15 protein-coding genes are annotated in these 17,549 nt (G+C 55.4%); 3 read left to right on the top strand and 12 right to left on the bottom strand.

Going from position 1 to position 17,549, the window contains the following annotated elements; genetic code table 11:
• The first annotated feature begins 162 nt into the window (after positions 1–162).
• A complete protein-coding gene (locus INT32_RS07685; RefSeq protein WP_193088146.1) occupies positions 163–906 on the top strand; it encodes a GntR family transcriptional regulator in 744 nt (247 codons plus the stop codon).
• Here INT32_RS07685 and INT32_RS07680 read toward each other — a convergent pair.
• The 4 genes from INT32_RS07680 to INT32_RS07665 are packed head-to-tail and all read right to left on the bottom strand — an operon-like array spanning position 903 to position 4,936.
• Positions 903–1,733 (bottom strand): ABC transporter permease, encoded by an 831-nt coding sequence (locus INT32_RS07680; RefSeq protein ID WP_193088145.1) that lies wholly within the window; start codon positions 1,731–1,733, stop codon positions 903–905. The two genes, INT32_RS07685 and INT32_RS07680, sit on opposite strands and share 4 nt — an antisense overlap.
• Positions 1,730–2,563: an ABC transporter ATP-binding protein gene (locus tag INT32_RS07675; protein WP_226816713.1), complete on the bottom strand. Its 834-nt coding sequence runs from the start codon at positions 2,561–2,563 to the stop codon at positions 1,730–1,732. Before INT32_RS07675 ends, INT32_RS07680 begins: the two co-directional genes overlap by 4 nt.
• An 11-nt stretch (positions 2,564–2,574) precedes the next feature.
• Positions 2,575–3,624 carry an ABC transporter substrate-binding protein gene (locus INT32_RS07670; protein ID WP_193088144.1) on the bottom strand — a complete coding sequence of 350 codons (1,050 nt, stop codon included), beginning with the start codon at positions 3,622–3,624 and terminating at the stop codon, positions 2,575–2,577.
• A gap of 58 nt (positions 3,625–3,682) precedes the next feature.
• Positions 3,683–4,936 carry an aminotransferase class V-fold PLP-dependent enzyme gene (locus tag INT32_RS07665; RefSeq protein ID WP_193088143.1) on the bottom strand — a complete coding sequence of 418 codons (1,254 nt, stop codon included), beginning with the start codon at positions 4,934–4,936 and terminating at the stop codon, positions 3,683–3,685.
• Positions 4,937–5,392: 456 nt separating this feature from the next.
• Between INT32_RS07665 and INT32_RS07660 the strand changes: the two genes are divergently transcribed.
• A complete protein-coding gene (locus tag INT32_RS07660; protein WP_226816708.1) occupies positions 5,393–7,591 on the top strand; it encodes a TonB-dependent receptor in 2,199 nt (732 codons plus the stop codon).
• A gap of 173 nt (positions 7,592–7,764) precedes the next feature.
• Positions 7,765–10,245, top strand: coding sequence for a glucose/quinate/shikimate family membrane-bound PQQ-dependent dehydrogenase (locus INT32_RS07655; protein ID WP_193088142.1), 2,481 nt, complete (start codon positions 7,765–7,767; stop codon positions 10,243–10,245).
• Between the two features lie 257 nt (positions 10,246–10,502).
• Here the strand turns inward: INT32_RS07655 and INT32_RS07650 are convergent, their stop codons facing one another.
• The 8 genes from INT32_RS07650 to INT32_RS07615 all read right to left on the bottom strand — a co-directional run bounded on the left by INT32_RS07650 (position 10,503) and on the right by INT32_RS07615 (position 17,509).
• The gene (locus tag INT32_RS07650; protein ID WP_193088141.1) at positions 10,503–10,865 is read right to left on the bottom strand and encodes a DUF488 domain-containing protein; all 363 of its coding nucleotides are present in this window, start codon (positions 10,863–10,865) and stop codon (positions 10,503–10,505) included.
• Positions 10,866–11,081: 216 nt separating this feature from the next.
• Positions 11,082–11,675 carry a fumarate hydratase C-terminal domain-containing protein gene (locus INT32_RS07645; protein ID WP_193088140.1) on the bottom strand — a complete coding sequence of 198 codons (594 nt, stop codon included), beginning with the start codon at positions 11,673–11,675 and terminating at the stop codon, positions 11,082–11,084.
• Between the two features lie 6 nt (positions 11,676–11,681).
• The gene (locus INT32_RS07640; RefSeq protein ID WP_193088139.1) at positions 11,682–12,551 is read right to left on the bottom strand and encodes a fumarate hydratase; all 870 of its coding nucleotides are present in this window, start codon (positions 12,549–12,551) and stop codon (positions 11,682–11,684) included.
• Positions 12,552–12,559: 8 nt separating this feature from the next.
• Positions 12,560–13,585 (bottom strand): ketopantoate reductase family protein, encoded by a 1,026-nt coding sequence (locus tag INT32_RS07635; RefSeq protein ID WP_193088138.1) that lies wholly within the window; start codon positions 13,583–13,585, stop codon positions 12,560–12,562.
• 252 nt (positions 13,586–13,837) lie between these two features.
• Positions 13,838–15,100, bottom strand: a complete 1,263-nt coding sequence (locus INT32_RS07630) for an alpha/beta fold hydrolase (RefSeq protein WP_193088137.1) — start codon at positions 15,098–15,100, stop codon at positions 13,838–13,840.
• A gap of 228 nt (positions 15,101–15,328) precedes the next feature.
• The gene (gene map, locus INT32_RS07625; RefSeq protein WP_193088136.1) at positions 15,329–16,120 is read right to left on the bottom strand and encodes a type I methionyl aminopeptidase; all 792 of its coding nucleotides are present in this window, start codon (positions 16,118–16,120) and stop codon (positions 15,329–15,331) included.
• Entirely contained in the window at positions 16,117–16,377 is a 261-nt protein-coding gene (locus INT32_RS07620) for a ParD-like family protein (RefSeq protein WP_193088135.1), read from the bottom strand. Before INT32_RS07620 ends, map begins: the two co-directional genes overlap by 4 nt.
• Before the next feature lie 133 nt (positions 16,378–16,510).
• Positions 16,511–17,509 carry an MmgE/PrpD family protein gene (locus tag INT32_RS07615; RefSeq protein ID WP_193088134.1) on the bottom strand — a complete coding sequence of 333 codons (999 nt, stop codon included), beginning with the start codon at positions 17,507–17,509 and terminating at the stop codon, positions 16,511–16,513.
• Positions 17,510–17,549 lie beyond the last annotated feature (40 nt).

The following is a 17,549-nucleotide window of genomic DNA, read 5'->3' as shown; positions in this document are numbered from 1 at the left end:
CGTGCAGAGCGCCGTCAGGGTCACAGCTGGTAGCAGTTAGACACGCTGATGCAACCGCATCCACAGAGCTTTCAGATAAATTAAAAAAAGAATGTTTTCATGCATACACCCGTCAAGTCAGATGGGCTAAACTTCAGGGTATCAAAACCTCACCTGCGTGTTATGTTTATAGCTAAATCCGGCCCATCTTCGACATCGGCAGCATCTTCTGCGACGCCTGCTCTTGCTCCAGTGGTACGCGTAAAAACACTTGGCGACCAGGCATATGAATCGCTGCGCGAAGCGTTGTCTTCAGGCGAACTGGCGCCGGGGCAACGCGTCACGGTACGCGGCCTGGTTTCTCTTCTGAATATCGGATTTACGCCCGCGCGCGAGGCACTCAACCGCTTGGCGGCCGAGGCCTGCCTTGAGCCCGGACCACAGCGGGGCTTACTCGTCCCATACCTGTCGGAAGAACGATATCGTGAATTAGTGGCAATCAGGCTGGCGCTCGAACCCATTGCAGCCACTGCCGCCCTGAGCAGAATCGCCAAGAGCGACATTGACGCCTTAAAGAACATACAGAAAGAGCTGCTTAAGGCGAAACAGGGGCATGACTATGTCACTGTCCTCGCGTGTAATCGCGAGTTTCATTTTCGCATTTATCGCCAGTGCGAAATGCCCACACTCATGGCGATTCTGGAATCCCTTTGGATGCAGACTGGTCCAATGCTGCGCCTGCTCTACCCGTACAACACACGGGCGTGGAAAGGCGGCGTCAACCATGCCGCAATTCTGAAGGCATTAACACAACGGGATGAAAAAAAATTATCAGAAGCGATTCGTCAAGATTTGATTGACGGCTCGGAACAACTTTGCGAGCAGCTACGCAAGCGCGCCTCTGATCAGATCACAACGAAAATTTAATCTCGTCCGCTCCAATGCACTAAACGAGATTCCAGCAGACGACATAAACGGTCCAGAACATAACCCAGCAAGGCCATTATCAATACGCCCACCAACACGACATTGGTCAGCATAAAATCGGCTGCGGTCAGCGCCATCCATGCAATACCATCGCTGGTTGCCACCATCTCGGCCCCCACCAGCATGGTCACGCCAATGCCAATTGACATTCGTATGCCGGTGAAAATACCCGGCAGACTGGCAGGAAGCAAAACCCTGCGAAAAATCACCGACTGTGAGGCCCCCAAAGATTGAGCCGCCTGAATTTTGCGCAAGCTGACCGATCTGACCGCCTGCATCGCACTGATTGTCATGAGCGGAAAGATCGCAGCGACGATCACCACTGTCTTGGACAGTTCTCCAATGCCAAACCAGATAATAAACAGAGGCAACAAGGCCAGTTTGGGAATCGGGCGGGTAATTTCTATCGGCGGATCAAGTATCGCGCGCACCGCACTATTCATTCCCATCCACAACCCAATCGGGATGCCTACCAGAATGCAAATGGAGAACGCCACACCGAAGCGCAACAGGCTGATAAAAAAGTGGTGTTGCAATGTATTGCCTTGGTAGCCTGTATTGCAAAGCTGCCAGAACGTATCCAACACAGCAACAGGCGACGGCAAGAACATGGGATCAACGATAGGGACCCATAATCCGGAGCCGGTCAAGGCTATCCAGATTGCGAGCATGCCTACAAAAGAGCACATACTCAATTTGAAATTGAAAAACCCCTCCTTGCTAACCGGCCTGCGAGTCCACAGACGCTTTACCGTTGCATTATTCATAGATTAATCTCCTGTCGCTGCGCCTCAATGGACTCTTGTCGCAAAAGCGCCACGATCTGACGCTTGGCATCCGCGAACTCAACCGTTGTGGTCAGCATCGGATCGGTATTTTTTGAGAAATCGGACTCGAAGGTTGCTTTGATACGGCCCGGCCTTGCGCTCATGACGACAATATGCGTCGCAAGAACCAAAGCCTCATCAATGCTATGGGTGATCCAAAGTACGGTACTCGCAGTACGTTTCCAAATACTGTGGATTTCTTCCTGTAAAAGCTCGCGAGTTTGGTAGTCGAGTGCGGCAAAAGGCTCGTCCATCAGCAAAATTTCCGGCTCATTGGCAAGCGCCCTGGCTATAGCGACACGCTGTTGCATACCGCCAGACAATTCATAAGGATAACGATGGGAAAATGAAGTGAGCCCCACCAACTCCAGATAGCGGGCTGCCACACTTAAAGATGCCTCTCGAGATTTCCCCATGGCCTGCGGTCCGAACGCGACATTATCTCTTACGGTCATCCAGTTAAACAACGCGCCTTGCTGAAACACTACCCCACGTTCTGCTCCTGGCGCAAGAATTTTCTTCCCATCCAAAATTGCACTTCCAGACGAAGGCGTTTCAAAGCCGGCAACAATACTTAAGAGCGTGCTTTTTCCGCAACCCGACGGCCCGACAATACAGACGAAATCACCGTTTTCAACAACGAGATCGACTGGTTCCAGGGCCTGGACTGCGTCAGCACCGTTTCCAAAACGCTTGGATACACCATTTAATATTAATTTTGCTCTGTCTGCGCGCGACTTCGAACTCATGCTTACCGGTTGAATAGACATAAGCGTTCCTGTTAAATCATCTGTGCTAAAAAGGACGAATCGACAAAAGGAGCAAAGCTGGCAGGCACAACCGGAAGCTGATCTGCTTCTTTGAGAAACTCTGCCTGCGCGCGCAATGTACGCAACACCCCTGTATCCTTGGCTCCCGGCATTCCCATCCACTTGTCGGTGGCCAATTCTTTAGCCGGTATTGAATGGAAAGTTTTCATATATTCAATTGTCGTTTCGGGCGGCAAACTCAAGTAGGGCGACAGTACGTCGACAACCTGCTTTGGATCATTCTCGTACATATCGCATAAGCGCGCATATTCCTTGAGATAAGCCAGTACCAACTCGGGGTGCTGCCGCTTGAATTCATCCCGTACTACAATGCCATCAAACACCAGCAAACCTGAATCAGCCAGATCGCCGGTGCGTAATAAAATAGTGCCGTTATCAGCAACAAGGTCATTCAAGACAGGCGCCCAAATATAAGCAGCATCAATACTTTTACGTTTCCACGCAGCTCGTATGGAGTCAGCTTTTATGTTCAAAAGCCTGACTTCATTCGCTGCAATGCCAGCCGACTTCAACGCGGCATTGAGCGCAAAATGTACCGAAGTATTAAACGGCAGTCCAATAGTCGTGCCTTTTAAGTCTTTTAATTCGGTGATCCCCGCCTCTTTACGTACGGCAAGGCATTCACTGTCGGTAATGTACTTTTGTACGTAAACCATCGACATTTTCACGCCTTGTCCAAAGCCCACGACCATGGGACTTGAGCCGACATTACATATATCCATACTGTTTCCTGCGATGGCAGCAAGCACTTGCGAGCCGGCCGACACAGTAACGAAATCAGTCTTGACTCCAGTACCAAAAGCGTTCTTATACGTCCCCATCGCTTTTCCAAGCACTTGCGGATTGGCTGATCCGAAATGGCCCAGTACAAACGCATTGCTGGGTTCTTGCGCCTGGACCTGGCGAGGGGAAATCAAGCCTGCGCTGCCGAAGGTCAGGACCCCCATGTTGAGCATCAAGCGTAATGCGTCGCGACGCGAGAACGATTCGAGAATAGTCATAGTCTCCTCCGAAATATGATTGAAACTGCAATTTATACACAAAACACTTGCTTATGAATTAATACTGCACCGCTGCTCGCAATCCACTTTGTCCCGCCGCCATCTGTTGACGCACGATCTCAGAGCAATCACGTAAATCTGACAAATACTGTTCGCGTACAGGTTCATGCAACAGCGACAGCATCATGTGCAACGCCTGTGGCTGCGTGGTCATGCCAGGCAGCCAGTCCCTTTCAAGCATCAAGGCGGCGACCCGTGACATATCCAGGCCGGGGTCCGCAAATGCCAGAATAGCCAGGTCGGGATCCACGACCATCCGATAGCCTGGAATTGCTATGATCCCCTTGATATAGCTATCGCGCATCGTCATTATTTTTTGTGCAATGCGCCGATAGCCATCTGCGCCTAAAAAATGCAGCGTCGCCCAGGCTCCGGCGACACCGCCAGCCGGACGCGTACCAATTAACGTGGGAGTTACAAACCGCCCGGAAGGCCAAACATCAATATCAAATCCAGCCATGGAGCACCGCTCATGATTTGAAAAGAAAACAGTAGAAGCTGGTTTAGGACAGAATCCATATTTGTGCAGATCGGCGGAAAGCGACGCTACTCCCGGTACGCTCAAGTCAAATTCTGGAAGGGGATAGCCAATATCCCGGACAAATGGCGCTAAGTATCCACCCACGCAAGCATCGGTATGCAGCCATATGTCATGGCGCAGCGCGATCTGGCCCAAACGGGCGATAGGATCTATTACTCCAAACGGAAAACAGGGTGCCGAGCCGACTAGCATCACGGTCTGCTCATCTATCGATGCCGCCATTTGATCGACATCGGCACGTCCATCGGGCATCACGGGGATGCGGCGCTCTTGCAGATCCATACTTTGCGCAGCTTTGGTAAAAGCCGGGTGTGCCGTTTCCGCAAGTACAATGTTGCCACAGCCTTTCGGTAACGCGCGCTTCAACCTTGCTTCTGCGCGTGCCGCACGCACCGCTAAAAATATACTCTCCGTTCCGCCGCAGGTGACAATCCCGGCCATATCGGCACTGCCATTTAATAATGACAGGCACTTCTGGATAATCTCTTCCTGCATGGTTTTGATGCTTGGGAATGCCCGGTTTGCGCCCAGCGCATTTTCTGAGAAATATTGAAAGAAAGCATCACGCCCTACTTCGTACGCATCCTGTTCGCCACGAAAAACGTAGAGCGGAATGCGCCCTCCTCGCCAGTTTTTATCACTTTCTGCGAACGCATCCAGTGCATATTTGATTGTTTCTTTGGACACACCATGTGAGGGAAATGGAGTCATTTTCTTTAGAAGGAGATTTAAGTTAGATATATGTTATATCAAAATATTGGATTAAACAAGAAAGTATTATCACCATATATAGCCCCCAACGAAGCCTTTAAGAAGCTACCCGAACAGCGCTAGGCCAATCGCACACGTGGAAGTTGCGCACAGTGCAGGAAAAAAGAAGGCGAAGCAGTCCGGGCACCCATCTGACTGACCCGCAAATCAGTCTCAAACAAATTGAACCCTAAGATCTCGCACATCAAAGATATAAGCATTTGATGTATGTTTAATCCCGTACGGGCACTGACGGGTTATCATAGAACGTAACAAGATTTAAGTTCGTTTCAAAAACGGACATAACACGGCCTTTAACAGACATATCGCTTTCACGCTGGCTGGTGTACACCATGCCTAAGATGAGACGCGTCGCCTGGCCAGCATCCTGACCATTTAATCTGCATGAGTTTGTCCATGAGTTCGCCTACTTTTAAGCCCGCAGTTGTGGCCGGCTGTATTTTTTCGCTGTTTGCCTGCGCGGCGGTTGCCCAGCCGGTGACTACAGCACAAGCAGCCATCACAGCCGGGCCTGAATCAGCCACGCCCGCTGCTGCCACACCTGAAGCTCCCATTACCCAACTGTCGCCCATTGTGGCCACCAGCACCCGTATGGATCGCCCGGCAAGCGAAATACCGGCATCGATCAGCATCATAGACGGTGCGCACATCCGCGCCAACCAGATGCAAGTCAATCTATCCGAAGGTTTGCGCGGCATCCCGGGGCTGACCGTGCGCAACCGGCAGAACTATGCTCAGGATCTGCAGGTGGGCATTCGCGGTTTCGGCGCCCGGTCGGCATTTGGCGTACGCGGCATCCGCCTGTATGTGGACGGCATTCCGGCGACCATGCCAGACGGACAGGGCCAGACGTCCAATATTGATCTGTCCTCCATTGAATCGGCAGAGGTCCTGCGCGGGCCGTTTTCCACGTTGCACGGCAACTCATCGGGCGGTGTGCTGCTGACCGAAACCGAAACCGGTGAGGGGCCGCTTACCCTTACCCCGTCTTTTGCAGCCGGCAGCTACGGGCAACAGCGTTACGGCATGAAAGCGTCAGGGTCCCGTGGGGAAGGCGCCGGCGCCATAGACTATCTATTGAGCACCAATCATTTCCGTACAGACGGCTACCGCGACCATAGCAGGGCGCAGAAAAACCAGGTCAATGCCAAGCTCGGGCTGCGCGTAGGCGATGCCGGCCATCTTAGCCTGCTGCTCAATCATGTCGATGTGTCGGCACAGGACCCACAAGGGCTGACGCGGGAAGCGTTCGAGAACGATCCACGAGCCTCGTCGCCCAATGCCCAAACCTACAATGTACGCAAAACGACCAAGCAGACCCAGGGTGGTCTGGTCTATGAACAGCCGCTGTCGGACCGGACCGATCTGCGCGTCATGGGCTACTATGGCCAGCGGGAAACCAGGCAGTTTCTGTCCATTCCAATTGGCCCCCAACGTGCACCCTCGCATTCGGGCGGCGTCATCTGGCTCAAAAGGCAATACGGGGGTGCAGACATCCGGCTCACCTCGCATGTCTCCCTGGCCGACAGGCCGCTCACTCTGGTGGCGGGCCTGGCCTGGGATACGATGCGCGAAGCGCGCAAGGGCTACGAAAACTTCATCGGCAACCAGCTTGGCGTGCAGGGCAACCTGCGGCGCAACGAAATCAACAACATCTGGAACCTTGATCCCTACGTACAGGCATCGTGGAACTTTGCCGAGCGCTGGACGCTGGATGCCGGCCTGCGCTACAGCAACGTCCATTTCAAGTCCTCAGACCGCTATATTACAAACGGCAACGCCGACGACAGCGGAACCGCCAACTACAGCAAGCTGCTGCCAGTCATTGCCCTGAACTACCAAGCCACACCAGACCTTTTACTATACGTCACGGCCGGCCGCGGCTTTGAAACCCCGACCTTCAACGAGTTGTCATATCGCGCCGACAACGAACCAGGCCTGAACTTTGGTCTGAAGCCATCGGTCAATACCACGCTGGAAGCCGGGCTCAAGGCCAATGTCGGCTACGGTCAACTGACCGCCGCCGTCTTTCGCACCTACACCAAGGACGAAATTGTAAGCGCCGGCGCCTCGGGCGGGCGCACCACCTATCAGAATGCGGGCCGTACCCTGCGCGATGGGGTCGAACTGGCCTGGGATGCACGACTTTACCGCAATCTGCGCGCCCAGCTTTCTTATACTTATCTGCACGCCCGCTACCGCGACAGCTTTTGTTCCGGACCCTGCTCCGGCAGCAACCCGCAAGTACCTGCCGGCAACATGATTCCCGGCATCGCCCGCAATACAGCAACGGCTTCGCTGGCATGGGAACCGGAGCAGGGCTGGAGCGGCGGTGTCGATGTCGACTACCTGGGTAAAGTGTACGTAAACAACCAAAACAGCGAGTCCGCTCCTTCGGCAGTGGTAACCGGCCTGCACACTGGCTACACCTGGAAACGCGACCATTGGACTGTCAATGCATTTGCGCGCGTAGACAACGTCTTTAATGCGCGATATGCGGGATCGGTCATCATAAACGATGCCAACAAACGTTATTATGAACCGGCGCCTGGTAGAAACTGGACGGCAGGCATGACGGCAAGTTACCGTTTTTAGCGTTAGAATGTCTCTATCCTTGCCGATCCGGCGCACATGACTGCGCTGCGCCGGCTGCGTAGATCACGCTGGCGACCATCATCGCCACCGGCTTGCGCGCCATAGCGCAAAGCGCTGCACCAGAGCCCGAAGAATCATCGTTGTAAAGTTGTCTGTTTCAAAAGGGAAATACAATGGACGAACGCAGACCCATATCCGGCATTGCTGCCGCTGGCCTGACACTGCTGGCAGCGCTCATTATTCTGATCGGCCTGTTCATGACCGGCGCAGGCGCGTGGCTCGCCGTCCTGGGCGGCAGTGTTTATTACGTATTGATGGGCCTGGCGCTGCTACTGTCTGGCTACCTGCTCTGGAAACGCAGCTTGCTGGGCGCCTGGCTTTATGGCCTGGCATTTATTGCCACTCTCATTTGGGCGGTATGGGAAGCCGGCTGGGAATTCTGGCCATTGGTCGCACGCGTCTTTGCATTTGCCGTTCTGGCTTTTCTGGTCACCCTGGCCGCGCCGGCACTGCGTCGTGCCCAGGGCAAAGCGCCCTGCCGCGTAACGCGCTGGGCTTCGGTCGTGCTGGCCATCGGCATTGTGGTCACATTCACCCTTTTCTTTTTCCCCAAATCGGTCCTCGAGGCTGAGCATATTGCCGCCGTCACAAAAGTCGACCCCAACGACCCGCCAACAAACTGGGAGCATTGGGGTAACACCCCAAGCGGAACGCGCTTTGTGGCCATAGACCAGATCAACAAGAACAATATCGGCAAGCTGCAAGTAGCCTGGACGGCTCACACCGGCGATATTCCCGAGAGTACCGGATCGGGCGCCGAAGACCAGAACACACCACTGCAAATCGGCGATACGCTGTACGTGTGCACGCCCTACAGCAAGGTGCTGGCCCTGGATGTAGATACCGGCAAGGAAAAATGGCGCTACGACTCCAAAGCAACCGCGCCTAACTGGCAACGCTGCCGCGGTCTGGGGTATTTCGATGCAACCGCCAGCGCCAATACTGTAGCCCAAACCAGCGCCGAAGGCGCTGCGCTCGCTGGTGACCAGAATACGTCACCAGCCGAAGGCACCACACCTGCGGGCACGATGCCGACCAGCCAGCCGGCCAACGCGGTAACCTGCGCGCGGCGCCTGTTTTTACCCACCACCGATGCCCGCCTGATTGCAATCAATGCCGACAACGGCCAGCCCTGCTCCGAGTTTGGCAATATGGGCACGGTCGACCTGAAAGTGGGCATGGGCGAAGTCAAGGACGGCTACTATCAACAAACGTCCACTCCACTGGTTGCGGGCAATCTGGTCATTGTAGGCGGACGCGTAGCTGACAACTTTGCCGTAGACGAACCGCCAGGCGTGGTTCGTGCCTTCAATGTCATTTCCGGCAACCTGGAATGGGCGTGGGATCCGGGCAATCCGGAAATAACCGGCGCTCCGCCCGAAGGCCAGACCTACACCCGGGGCACACCGAACGTGTGGTCTGCCATGTCCTACGATGCCAAGCTCGGTCTCGTCTATTTGCCCACCGGCAATGCCACACCGGATTTTTACGCCGCCCAGCGCAGCGAACTGGATGACAAATACAGTTCATCCATCGTCGCACTCGATGTAAAAACCGGCAAGGTACGCTGGCATTTCCAGACAACCCACCATGATCTGTGGGACTTTGATCTGCCTGCGCAACCGTTGCTTTATGACATTCCCGATGGCAAAGGTGGCACCCATTTCGCGCTGGTACAAGTAACCAAGCAGGGCGAAATTTTCATGCTCGACCGCGTGACCGGCCAACCGCTGGCGCAGGTTCAGGAAAAGCAGGTACCGCAAGGCAATGTCAAGGGTGAACGCTACGCCGCCACCCAGCCGTTTTCAGTAGGCATGCCCTCTATTGGCAACCAGACGCTAAAAGAAGCCGATATGTGGGGTGCGACTGCATTCGACCAACTGCTGTGCCGGATTCAGTTCAAGGGCATGCGTCACGATGGCGTCTACACACCGCCCGGCGAAGACCGTGCCCTGCAGTTTCCCGGCTCGCTGGGTGGCATGAACTGGGGTGGTGTCTCGGTTGATCCGACCACCAACTATATGTTTGTCAACGACATGCGGCTGGGCCTGGCCAATTACATGATCCCTCGCGACAAAGTGGGCGCCGGCGCCAGCGGCATCGAAATGGGTGTGGTTCCCCAGGACGGAACGCCCTATGGCGCCATGCGCGAGCGTTTCCTGTCGCAATTGGGTATCCCTTGCCAGAAACCGCCATTTGGTACGATGACTGCCATTGACCTGAAAACCCGCAAGATCGTCTGGCAGGTTCCGGTCGGCACCGTCCAGGATACGGGACCGCTGGGCATTCGCATGGGTATGCCCATTCCTGTTGGTATGCCCACCTTGGGCCCATCGCTGGCAACCCAGGCCGGGCTGTTGTTCTTTGCGGGCACGCAAGACTTCTACCTGCGCGCCTATGATTCGGCCACCGGCAAGGAAATCTGGAAGTCTCGCCTGCCGGTAGGCAGCCAGGCCGGCCCCATGTCGTACATTTCTCCCAAAACCGGCAAGCAGTACATTGTGATCAATGCCGGCGGAGCCAGGCAGTCTCCTGATCGCGGCGACTACATCATTGCCTATGCGCTGCCAGATGATGCACGCAAGGAACAATAGCGTATGAAAAAGCGTGGCTGATGGGCTGTGTGGCATCAGCCCATCGCCCAAAAAAGCCCGAAATACAGCCCCAATAGCAACTGACATTTACGACGCTATTGGGGCTGTTTTGTTTTGCTCGATATTGGGATGAGTGGCAAGCGTCAGCGGTTGCGCACCCCGCGCTTGACGTGACTGCCTGCAACAGCGGGCCTGGACTGACGGAACATGTTCAGGTACGCAGCACATTCTCACGGTTAGTGACCGGTACCCTGCGCCTATTTCGCATGAGCAAGCAGGTAGTCCCGCAATACATTTGCGTTATTGTGCTGCTCGTCTTTTGCCGAATACAGCAGAGTCACGCGCTGCTGCCGCGCCCTATCTAACAGCTGCTTCACCGCTTCTGGCGCTTCATCCAGTTCGGCGCAATAGCGTTTCGTAAATTCGGCCCATTGGTCCTTGTTCTCATGAAACCATTTGCGCAATGGGCTGCTGGGGGTTACCTCCTTGAGCCAAAGATCATGCCTCAGATCTACTTTTCTTATCCCTCGCGGCCATAATCGATCGACCAGCACCCGATAACCGTCGTTATCGTCCGGCTCATCGTATACACGCTTAGTCTGGATCTGATCTTTTTTCATTATCAATCTCCTGTCGCACCATGCTTGCCGGCCGCTATCAGATAGATGATGCCCGCAATGCCTGCTCCAATACCTCTTGTCTATGGTACTGCGAATACGGTACGCAGGTGGTCTTGGCACCAGGATATGGGCGCGAGCAGATGCGGTGCATTGTCGCTGGTCTGTTCATTATTATTACCACAACCTGCATAAAGTCGCTCTGGATGGCAGTTCGCCCTAACCCCCGCTCGTCAGCTGTTTCTGCGCAGCCTCATGAATCCGGGCGTACAGGTTGTTACCATGTGCGTCGATTCCCACCGTCACCGGCCCCAGTCCCTTCACACGCAGGCGCACCACGCGATAGTGAGTCAACATATCGGTCCACCCCACTTCCAGCACCTCTTCAATGGCCTGACTCAATAGCGTGCAGCCGCCTCCCAGAAAAGACAGATAGACACAGCCGGCCACTTGCATGGCTTGGGCGCTGGCCTGGTCCAGCCCCCCTTTGCCGCCAGTTGCATGCAGTTGCAGTTCGCGGATCAGGCGGGGCATATGCGGGTTGAAGCGGGTGCTTGTAGTTGGATTGATGTACAGAATGTCAAACTGCCCGGCGGTTTCCCGGCTATAGCTGCCCAGATGAAACAGCGAGGCGCCTTGCAGGTCCATGGGAAATGGTTCCTTGCCATCCAGGCAATCCAGAAATCGGGCGTGGGTCGGCAGCCCGGCGGTAATGATAATTTCACCGTCAATAATGACCTGGTCGCCGGCCCGCAGCGTGCGTGCATCACTGGCAGACAGCGGAAAAGTCATGCGGTGGGTGGTAATGGACATGCCCGTTTACTCCAGCATTTGAATGCGACCGTCGTTATAACAGCGCGCCCGCGTACGCCGGTTGATCCAGCAGTTGAAACAAACCGCGACCGGTGTAAAGCCATGACCTGCGCAGTAATTGATATGAACCGCCATGGAAGTGCTGTCGCCCCCTGTGCCCATGGGGCCAAAGCCTGTTTTATTGATTCGCTCCAGCAACCGGGCTTCCATATCCACCAGGATGGGTTCGGGATTGACCGTGCCGATTTGCCGCAGCGTCGCCTCCTTGGCCATTTTTGCCGCGTAATCAAACGAGCCTCCAATGCCCACGCCAATTACCACTGGCGGACAGGGTTGGGATCCTGCCTTGACGACAGTCTCCATCACAAAATTCTCTATTGTCGGCAAATCGGGGAAACTGAATATTTCCAGCGCAGCCCAGCGTCCTGAACCCAGCGCCTTGGGCGAACAGGTAATGTCGATATAATCTGCGCCATCCACCAGATCAAACGTGGTAATCGGCATGCCCTTGCCCTGGTAACCACGCTCAAGCGTGAGCGGATTGGTTACATGCGGCAACAGCGGCGGGTTGACCGTGGCAACCAGTTCTGCGAACCCTTCTTCAATGGCCTGTTTCACATTGCCATCGAACCGCGCCTGCGTACCAATCTGCATGAAATAAACCGGCACACCGGAGTCGGAACAGACCAGCGACTGCTGGCTGCGCGCTGCATCAGCGCTTTCGATCATGATTTGCAAGGTACGTCGACCGGTCTCATTGGTCTCGCGAAAACTCGCCTGCACCAGGGCCTGGCGAGTATCGTCCGGGATCTGCTTGAGTGACCGCTCGTAAAGTTGCGCTGTCACCTGTTTGATCATTTCAAATGTAATGGCCATTGTTTCTCTTAGTGTTTAAGCAGTCCGAAGGTCCGGGCTCGCATGCGGGCCAGCGCATAGATGGTTGCTGCAATCGGCGTGGCCATTTGCAGGCTTGCTGCCAGCTCTACAAATGCGCCAAGAATGGCCTCAATCTCGACCGGGCGTCCTGCTTCGGTATCCTGCAGCATCGAGGTCTTGACCGCACCAAGCTTGCGCGTAACAGCAAGACGTTGCTGTGGTGTTACGCTCACTGCAATGCCCAGCGCCGCGCCTACCGCGACGACTTCCTCCATAAGCGCGACAAACAAACGGTAAATTGCAGGGTCGTCAATCATCAGGTCGGTCTGTGATCCGGTGAGCATGCTGACTGGATTGAAGCAGGCATTGCCCAATAGCTTTTCCCAGACGGCAGAACGGATGGCAGATGTTTTTTCTGCAGCCAGGCCGGCCGCATTGAACAGCGCGACCAAACGATCGAGCCGGTCCTGGTTTGATTGATCCGCATGGCGGCTTATTTCGCCAAGCACCAGCCGGTTGCCCGAGCTGTGATGAGACACGCCCGGTTCCGGGCTATAGCACGATGGATAGACAACGCAACCGACTATGCGACTGGCGTCAATGGCGCCTGCAATAATGCCCCTGGGATCCAGGGCCTTAAGTTGAGTGGGCAGTTGGCCAGTGGGCGATTCGCTGTTATCCAGCCCTTGCGTAAACCACCAGGGAATACCGTTGATCGCCGGGATGATCATCGTGTCCGCGTGGCACAGTGCGGGCACCATGTTTGCAATGTCCTGCAGCGCATGGGTCTTGACGGTCAGAATGATGATATCTTGCGGGCCGAGCGCTGCGGCATCGGCCGACGCGTGCACTTGCGCGACTAGCCGCTCGGGCCCATCTTCCAGTACCCAGCCACGCGCCTGTATGGCTTGCAGGGTCTGGCCGCGAGCCAGCACGCTTACTTGAGCGCCGCCATGGGCCAGGCGCACGCCCAGATAGCCGCCGATCGCGCCCGCGCCAATGATGCAGACCTTGGTTTTATCCTGTGTACTCATATTCCTTCCACATGCAGGTTGGATGTAGCCATCGCCATGGCGAACCTGTATACACCCCTGTCTTCAGAAAATTTATACTAGAATATGCTCGTTTAAATGTCAATAGATTATATTATTGACCTATATGTAAAACCAAGCGCCGTATATTGAGCGGATGGCATACACCTTACCCGGCGTATGCTATTTCGTTTATGGTGTGCGTATCCGGCCTGTAAGGTCTCGGTATCTAGCCCAGACCTTAGCCAGGTTTACTCAATCGTGTTTATTCAGAAACTGCTTTACCGCGTCCGCAAACGCCTCGGGCTGTTCAACAACGGCAATGTGCGATGCGTCCTCCAGCACCACCAATTGCGCGCCCGCAATCTGGCTGCTCATGATTTCCGACATTTGCAGCGGCGCGCCCTGGTCCAGGCGTCCGGCGATGACCAGCACCGGCAACGACAAGTCCTTGAGCCTGTCCGTGGTATCGACCGTGCCAACTGCGTTGCAGCACCCAATATATCCTTCGGTGTCGGTAGTCAGCAGGCGACGACGGTAAGCCGCCACGTCACCGGCGTGCTCGCGCCGGAATGTATCGTGAAAATAGCGCTGCATCACGGCATCGGCAATGGCTTCAATACCCTGATCCTGCACAGTTGCAATACGCTGACGCCAGTTGTCCCGCGCCTCTTGCGGATACCCCGAAGTGGAATTGGCGATCACAAGTGATATTAACTGCTCGGGATGACGCAAGGCCAGTTCCTGCCCGACCATTGCTCCCATCGACAAGCCGATCCACACAACAGGGCCGCTGTCCAGTTCACGCAGCAGTCGCGCGGCGTCATCCGCCAGCTCAGCCATGCTGTACAGCCCGGCAGGCGCATCGGAACTGCCATGGCCGCGATGATCATAGGCAATCACATCATGATCGGCCGCCAGCTCGCTGGCCAGGCGGTCCCACATGGCCAGATCGCAACCCAGCGCATGACTTAACACAACCGTATTTTTTGCCTTGCCATTACGGGCACGGCGTATCGTGTAGTGCAGCGCCGGCTTACTGACCGTACGATCTTCCTGCCCGGTTCCTGAATGAAAGACGTCCAAAGGAGAATAGGCTTGCGGCTCGTAACCGATTTGCGGTCCAACTTCCCTCAAGATAGCCATGGCATGACTGAAAGCCGTATTGGCGCCAGGAACACCGGCATAAATTGCTGCCTGCATCAGTACTTCCTTGATTTCATCCGGGGTCAGGCGCGACGACGCTTCACCCGTGAGCGCCGCACGCACATGCAGGTCAAACTCTTCCCAGCGTCCCATTGCAATCGTAATAGACAGAACAATGATACGGCGCGTTTTGTGATCCAGACCGGGTCGGCTCCAGATTTCGTGCCAGGCAAACCGCGAGATCAGCTGTTGAAACTCGGCATTGAAATCGTTGGCGCCGGTCAGCGAGCGCTCTACCCAGGCATCGCCCAGAACGCGACGGCGGTTATCGAGGCCTCGTTCAAGATCGTGGTCAACTGGATCAAAACTCATGGTGTGTAATTCCGAAGAAAATAGACAATGGGAAAGTGGACAATAAAAAAGGCAGTCGTGCCGGCGTCATCCTGGGTGCCTGGCGCGCCAGGATGACCACAGATCAGAGTGCTTGCGCTCTTGCGGCGCCGACGGTAATCGTACCGCAGAATCGGCCTCTACCTGATTTGTCGGGCACGAACGCGGGCAATCGCCTGCGCCTTGCCCGGTTCACCACCCTTGCGATGCTCAGCCAATGGGTTCGTAGCCGTCCTGATCTTCCGGCCAGGGGGTAAGTACTTCAAACCCGTCGGCGGTGACCACGACCATATGCTCCCACTGAGCCGACAGTGAGTGGTCCTTGGTAACCACCGTCCAGCCATCGGCCAGTTGCCGCGAATGGCGTTTGCCGGCATTGACCATGGGTTCAATGGTAAACATCATGCCTTCCTGCAACCTGAGCCCCTCGCCCGGCCGCCCGTAGTGCAACACTTGCGGATCATCATGGTAGATCTGTCCGATACCGTGACCACAATATTCGCGTACGATACTGAACCCTTCGCGGTGGGCTACGCTTTGTATGGCGTAGCCGACATCACCCAATGTAGCGCCAGGACGCACCTGACGGATGCCGGCCACCATGGCTTCATAGGTCGTATGTACCAGGCGCCTGGCCAGCGGCCCCGGCTCTCCCACAAAATACATGCGACTGGTGTCTCCGTACCAGCCATCCTTGATGATAGCCACGTCGATATTGATGATATCGCCGTTGCGCAGCACCTTATCGGAAGGAATGCCATGACAAATGACATGGTTGACCGACGTACACAGGGTTTTGGGAAACCCGTGATATCCGATATTGGCAGGGATGGTGTTCTGGACATTCACGATATAGTCGTTGCACAAACGGTCCAGCTCATCGGTTGTTACACCGGCTTTCACATGCGGCGCAATCATATGCAGAACATCGGCCGCAAGTCGGCCGGCGATCCGCGCCTTGGCTATGTCCTGGGCACTTTTGATGGAAACGCGCTGACTCATTGACGCGCCCCCGCAGGCACACCTGCACGGATCGCCGCTGTACCCATGGTCGAGATCGAGTTCAGATCCAGCGAGCCACTCTGCCCGGCCTGCACCAGCAGACGGCACAGGTCGCTATGATCAAGATCGGGATACATTTCAGCCAGCATGCCAATGCGCATCCAGTGCTCGGCCTGAGCGTTGATGGAACGACTAAGCGCCGTACTGGCCAGACGCAGGTTTTCATGCATCTGATCGGAAATTTTTACAATACCCATAATTTGTCCGGAGTCGGTAATAAAAAATGGCGCGACCGCAAGGCCACGCCAACATATAACGTCATTCAGCTGAATGATGTTATATGAAACGCATATGTTTAGTATATCACGATACGCAGATGGGTGACCGGACTTATGAATCCAGACGGGAGGCAATCCGCTCATTCACATAGGTCGTCAGCTCACCCGGGGCAGTATATTCCAGATGCAGTATCAAGCCGATAATCCTCTCGGCCTCGCCATTGCTGATGACTGATGCAACCTGCTTCCGGAAACCCCGTATGGCCTCGATCCCGGTGCATGGCCGGTTGCGTTGGACAGCGACCCAGGCGTCAGACAAGGCGCGATTCAGGTTCACGGTGCCCATACGCAGCTGTAGTTGCTCAATCAATGCAGGCGGACAGTGACCGCCCAATGTCGCCATATGGGCCGATAGCACTCCATCCATCGCGGACCGGCCGGGGCCGGGAAGATCGGGCGGGTCCTGGGAAACGCCACCGATAGCATCGTGTATCCTGGCCTGAGCCGCTGTTGCCGCATTTTCCGCCAATTGCGCCGCCTGCGCAGCAGCAAATCCCATTGCATCCAGCGTCGCGGTTGCGGGTAACTGGCTTGCTCTGGCTGCCGCCACCGCGGCTCCGACCGTTCCATTAACAGCGCCGCCCCGCCAGGCAGGGCTGTGATCGATATCAGGCAGATCGGCCAATACCCTTGTTGCAAGGTAACCGGCGGCCAGCGCGCTCATGAACACGTGCCCGCTGCCCTGACAGGCCTGGACGAGCGCCCAAGCAGCAGGAATGACGGCGGCGTCCACTGTCATGAACCCGGAATGCGCATCTGCACCAGGCTGTGGGATTTCAAGCATCACGCCAGTTGACAAGGCTGATAACACCGGTTGGTTCTGAATATATCCTGTTGTGTCCATAGCGGCCTGCGAGCCGCTGCTGGCGCTGGTGCCGATAGTGGTGGTGGTACGCGGCACGGTTACCTGCCGGTTTATGTCTGCGCTCAGTATCGCTGCAAGTGCCTTGAGCACACGCCAGCGAATCTGTTCTGTAGCCGCAACCGGCATATTTTCAACTGCCATATTACTGATACGTTGCGCAAATTGCGCCGTCACCGGATCGGTCATATCTTTCTAATCTCTTCTGTTAAATGCCACTGCTATTGTG

Origin of the sequence: Advenella sp. FME57 (assembly GCF_014897675.1) — a bacterium.
Lineage (GTDB): Bacteria > Pseudomonadota > Gammaproteobacteria > Burkholderiales > Burkholderiaceae_B > Advenella.
This window is presented reverse-complemented; position numbering and strand designations above follow the sequence as displayed.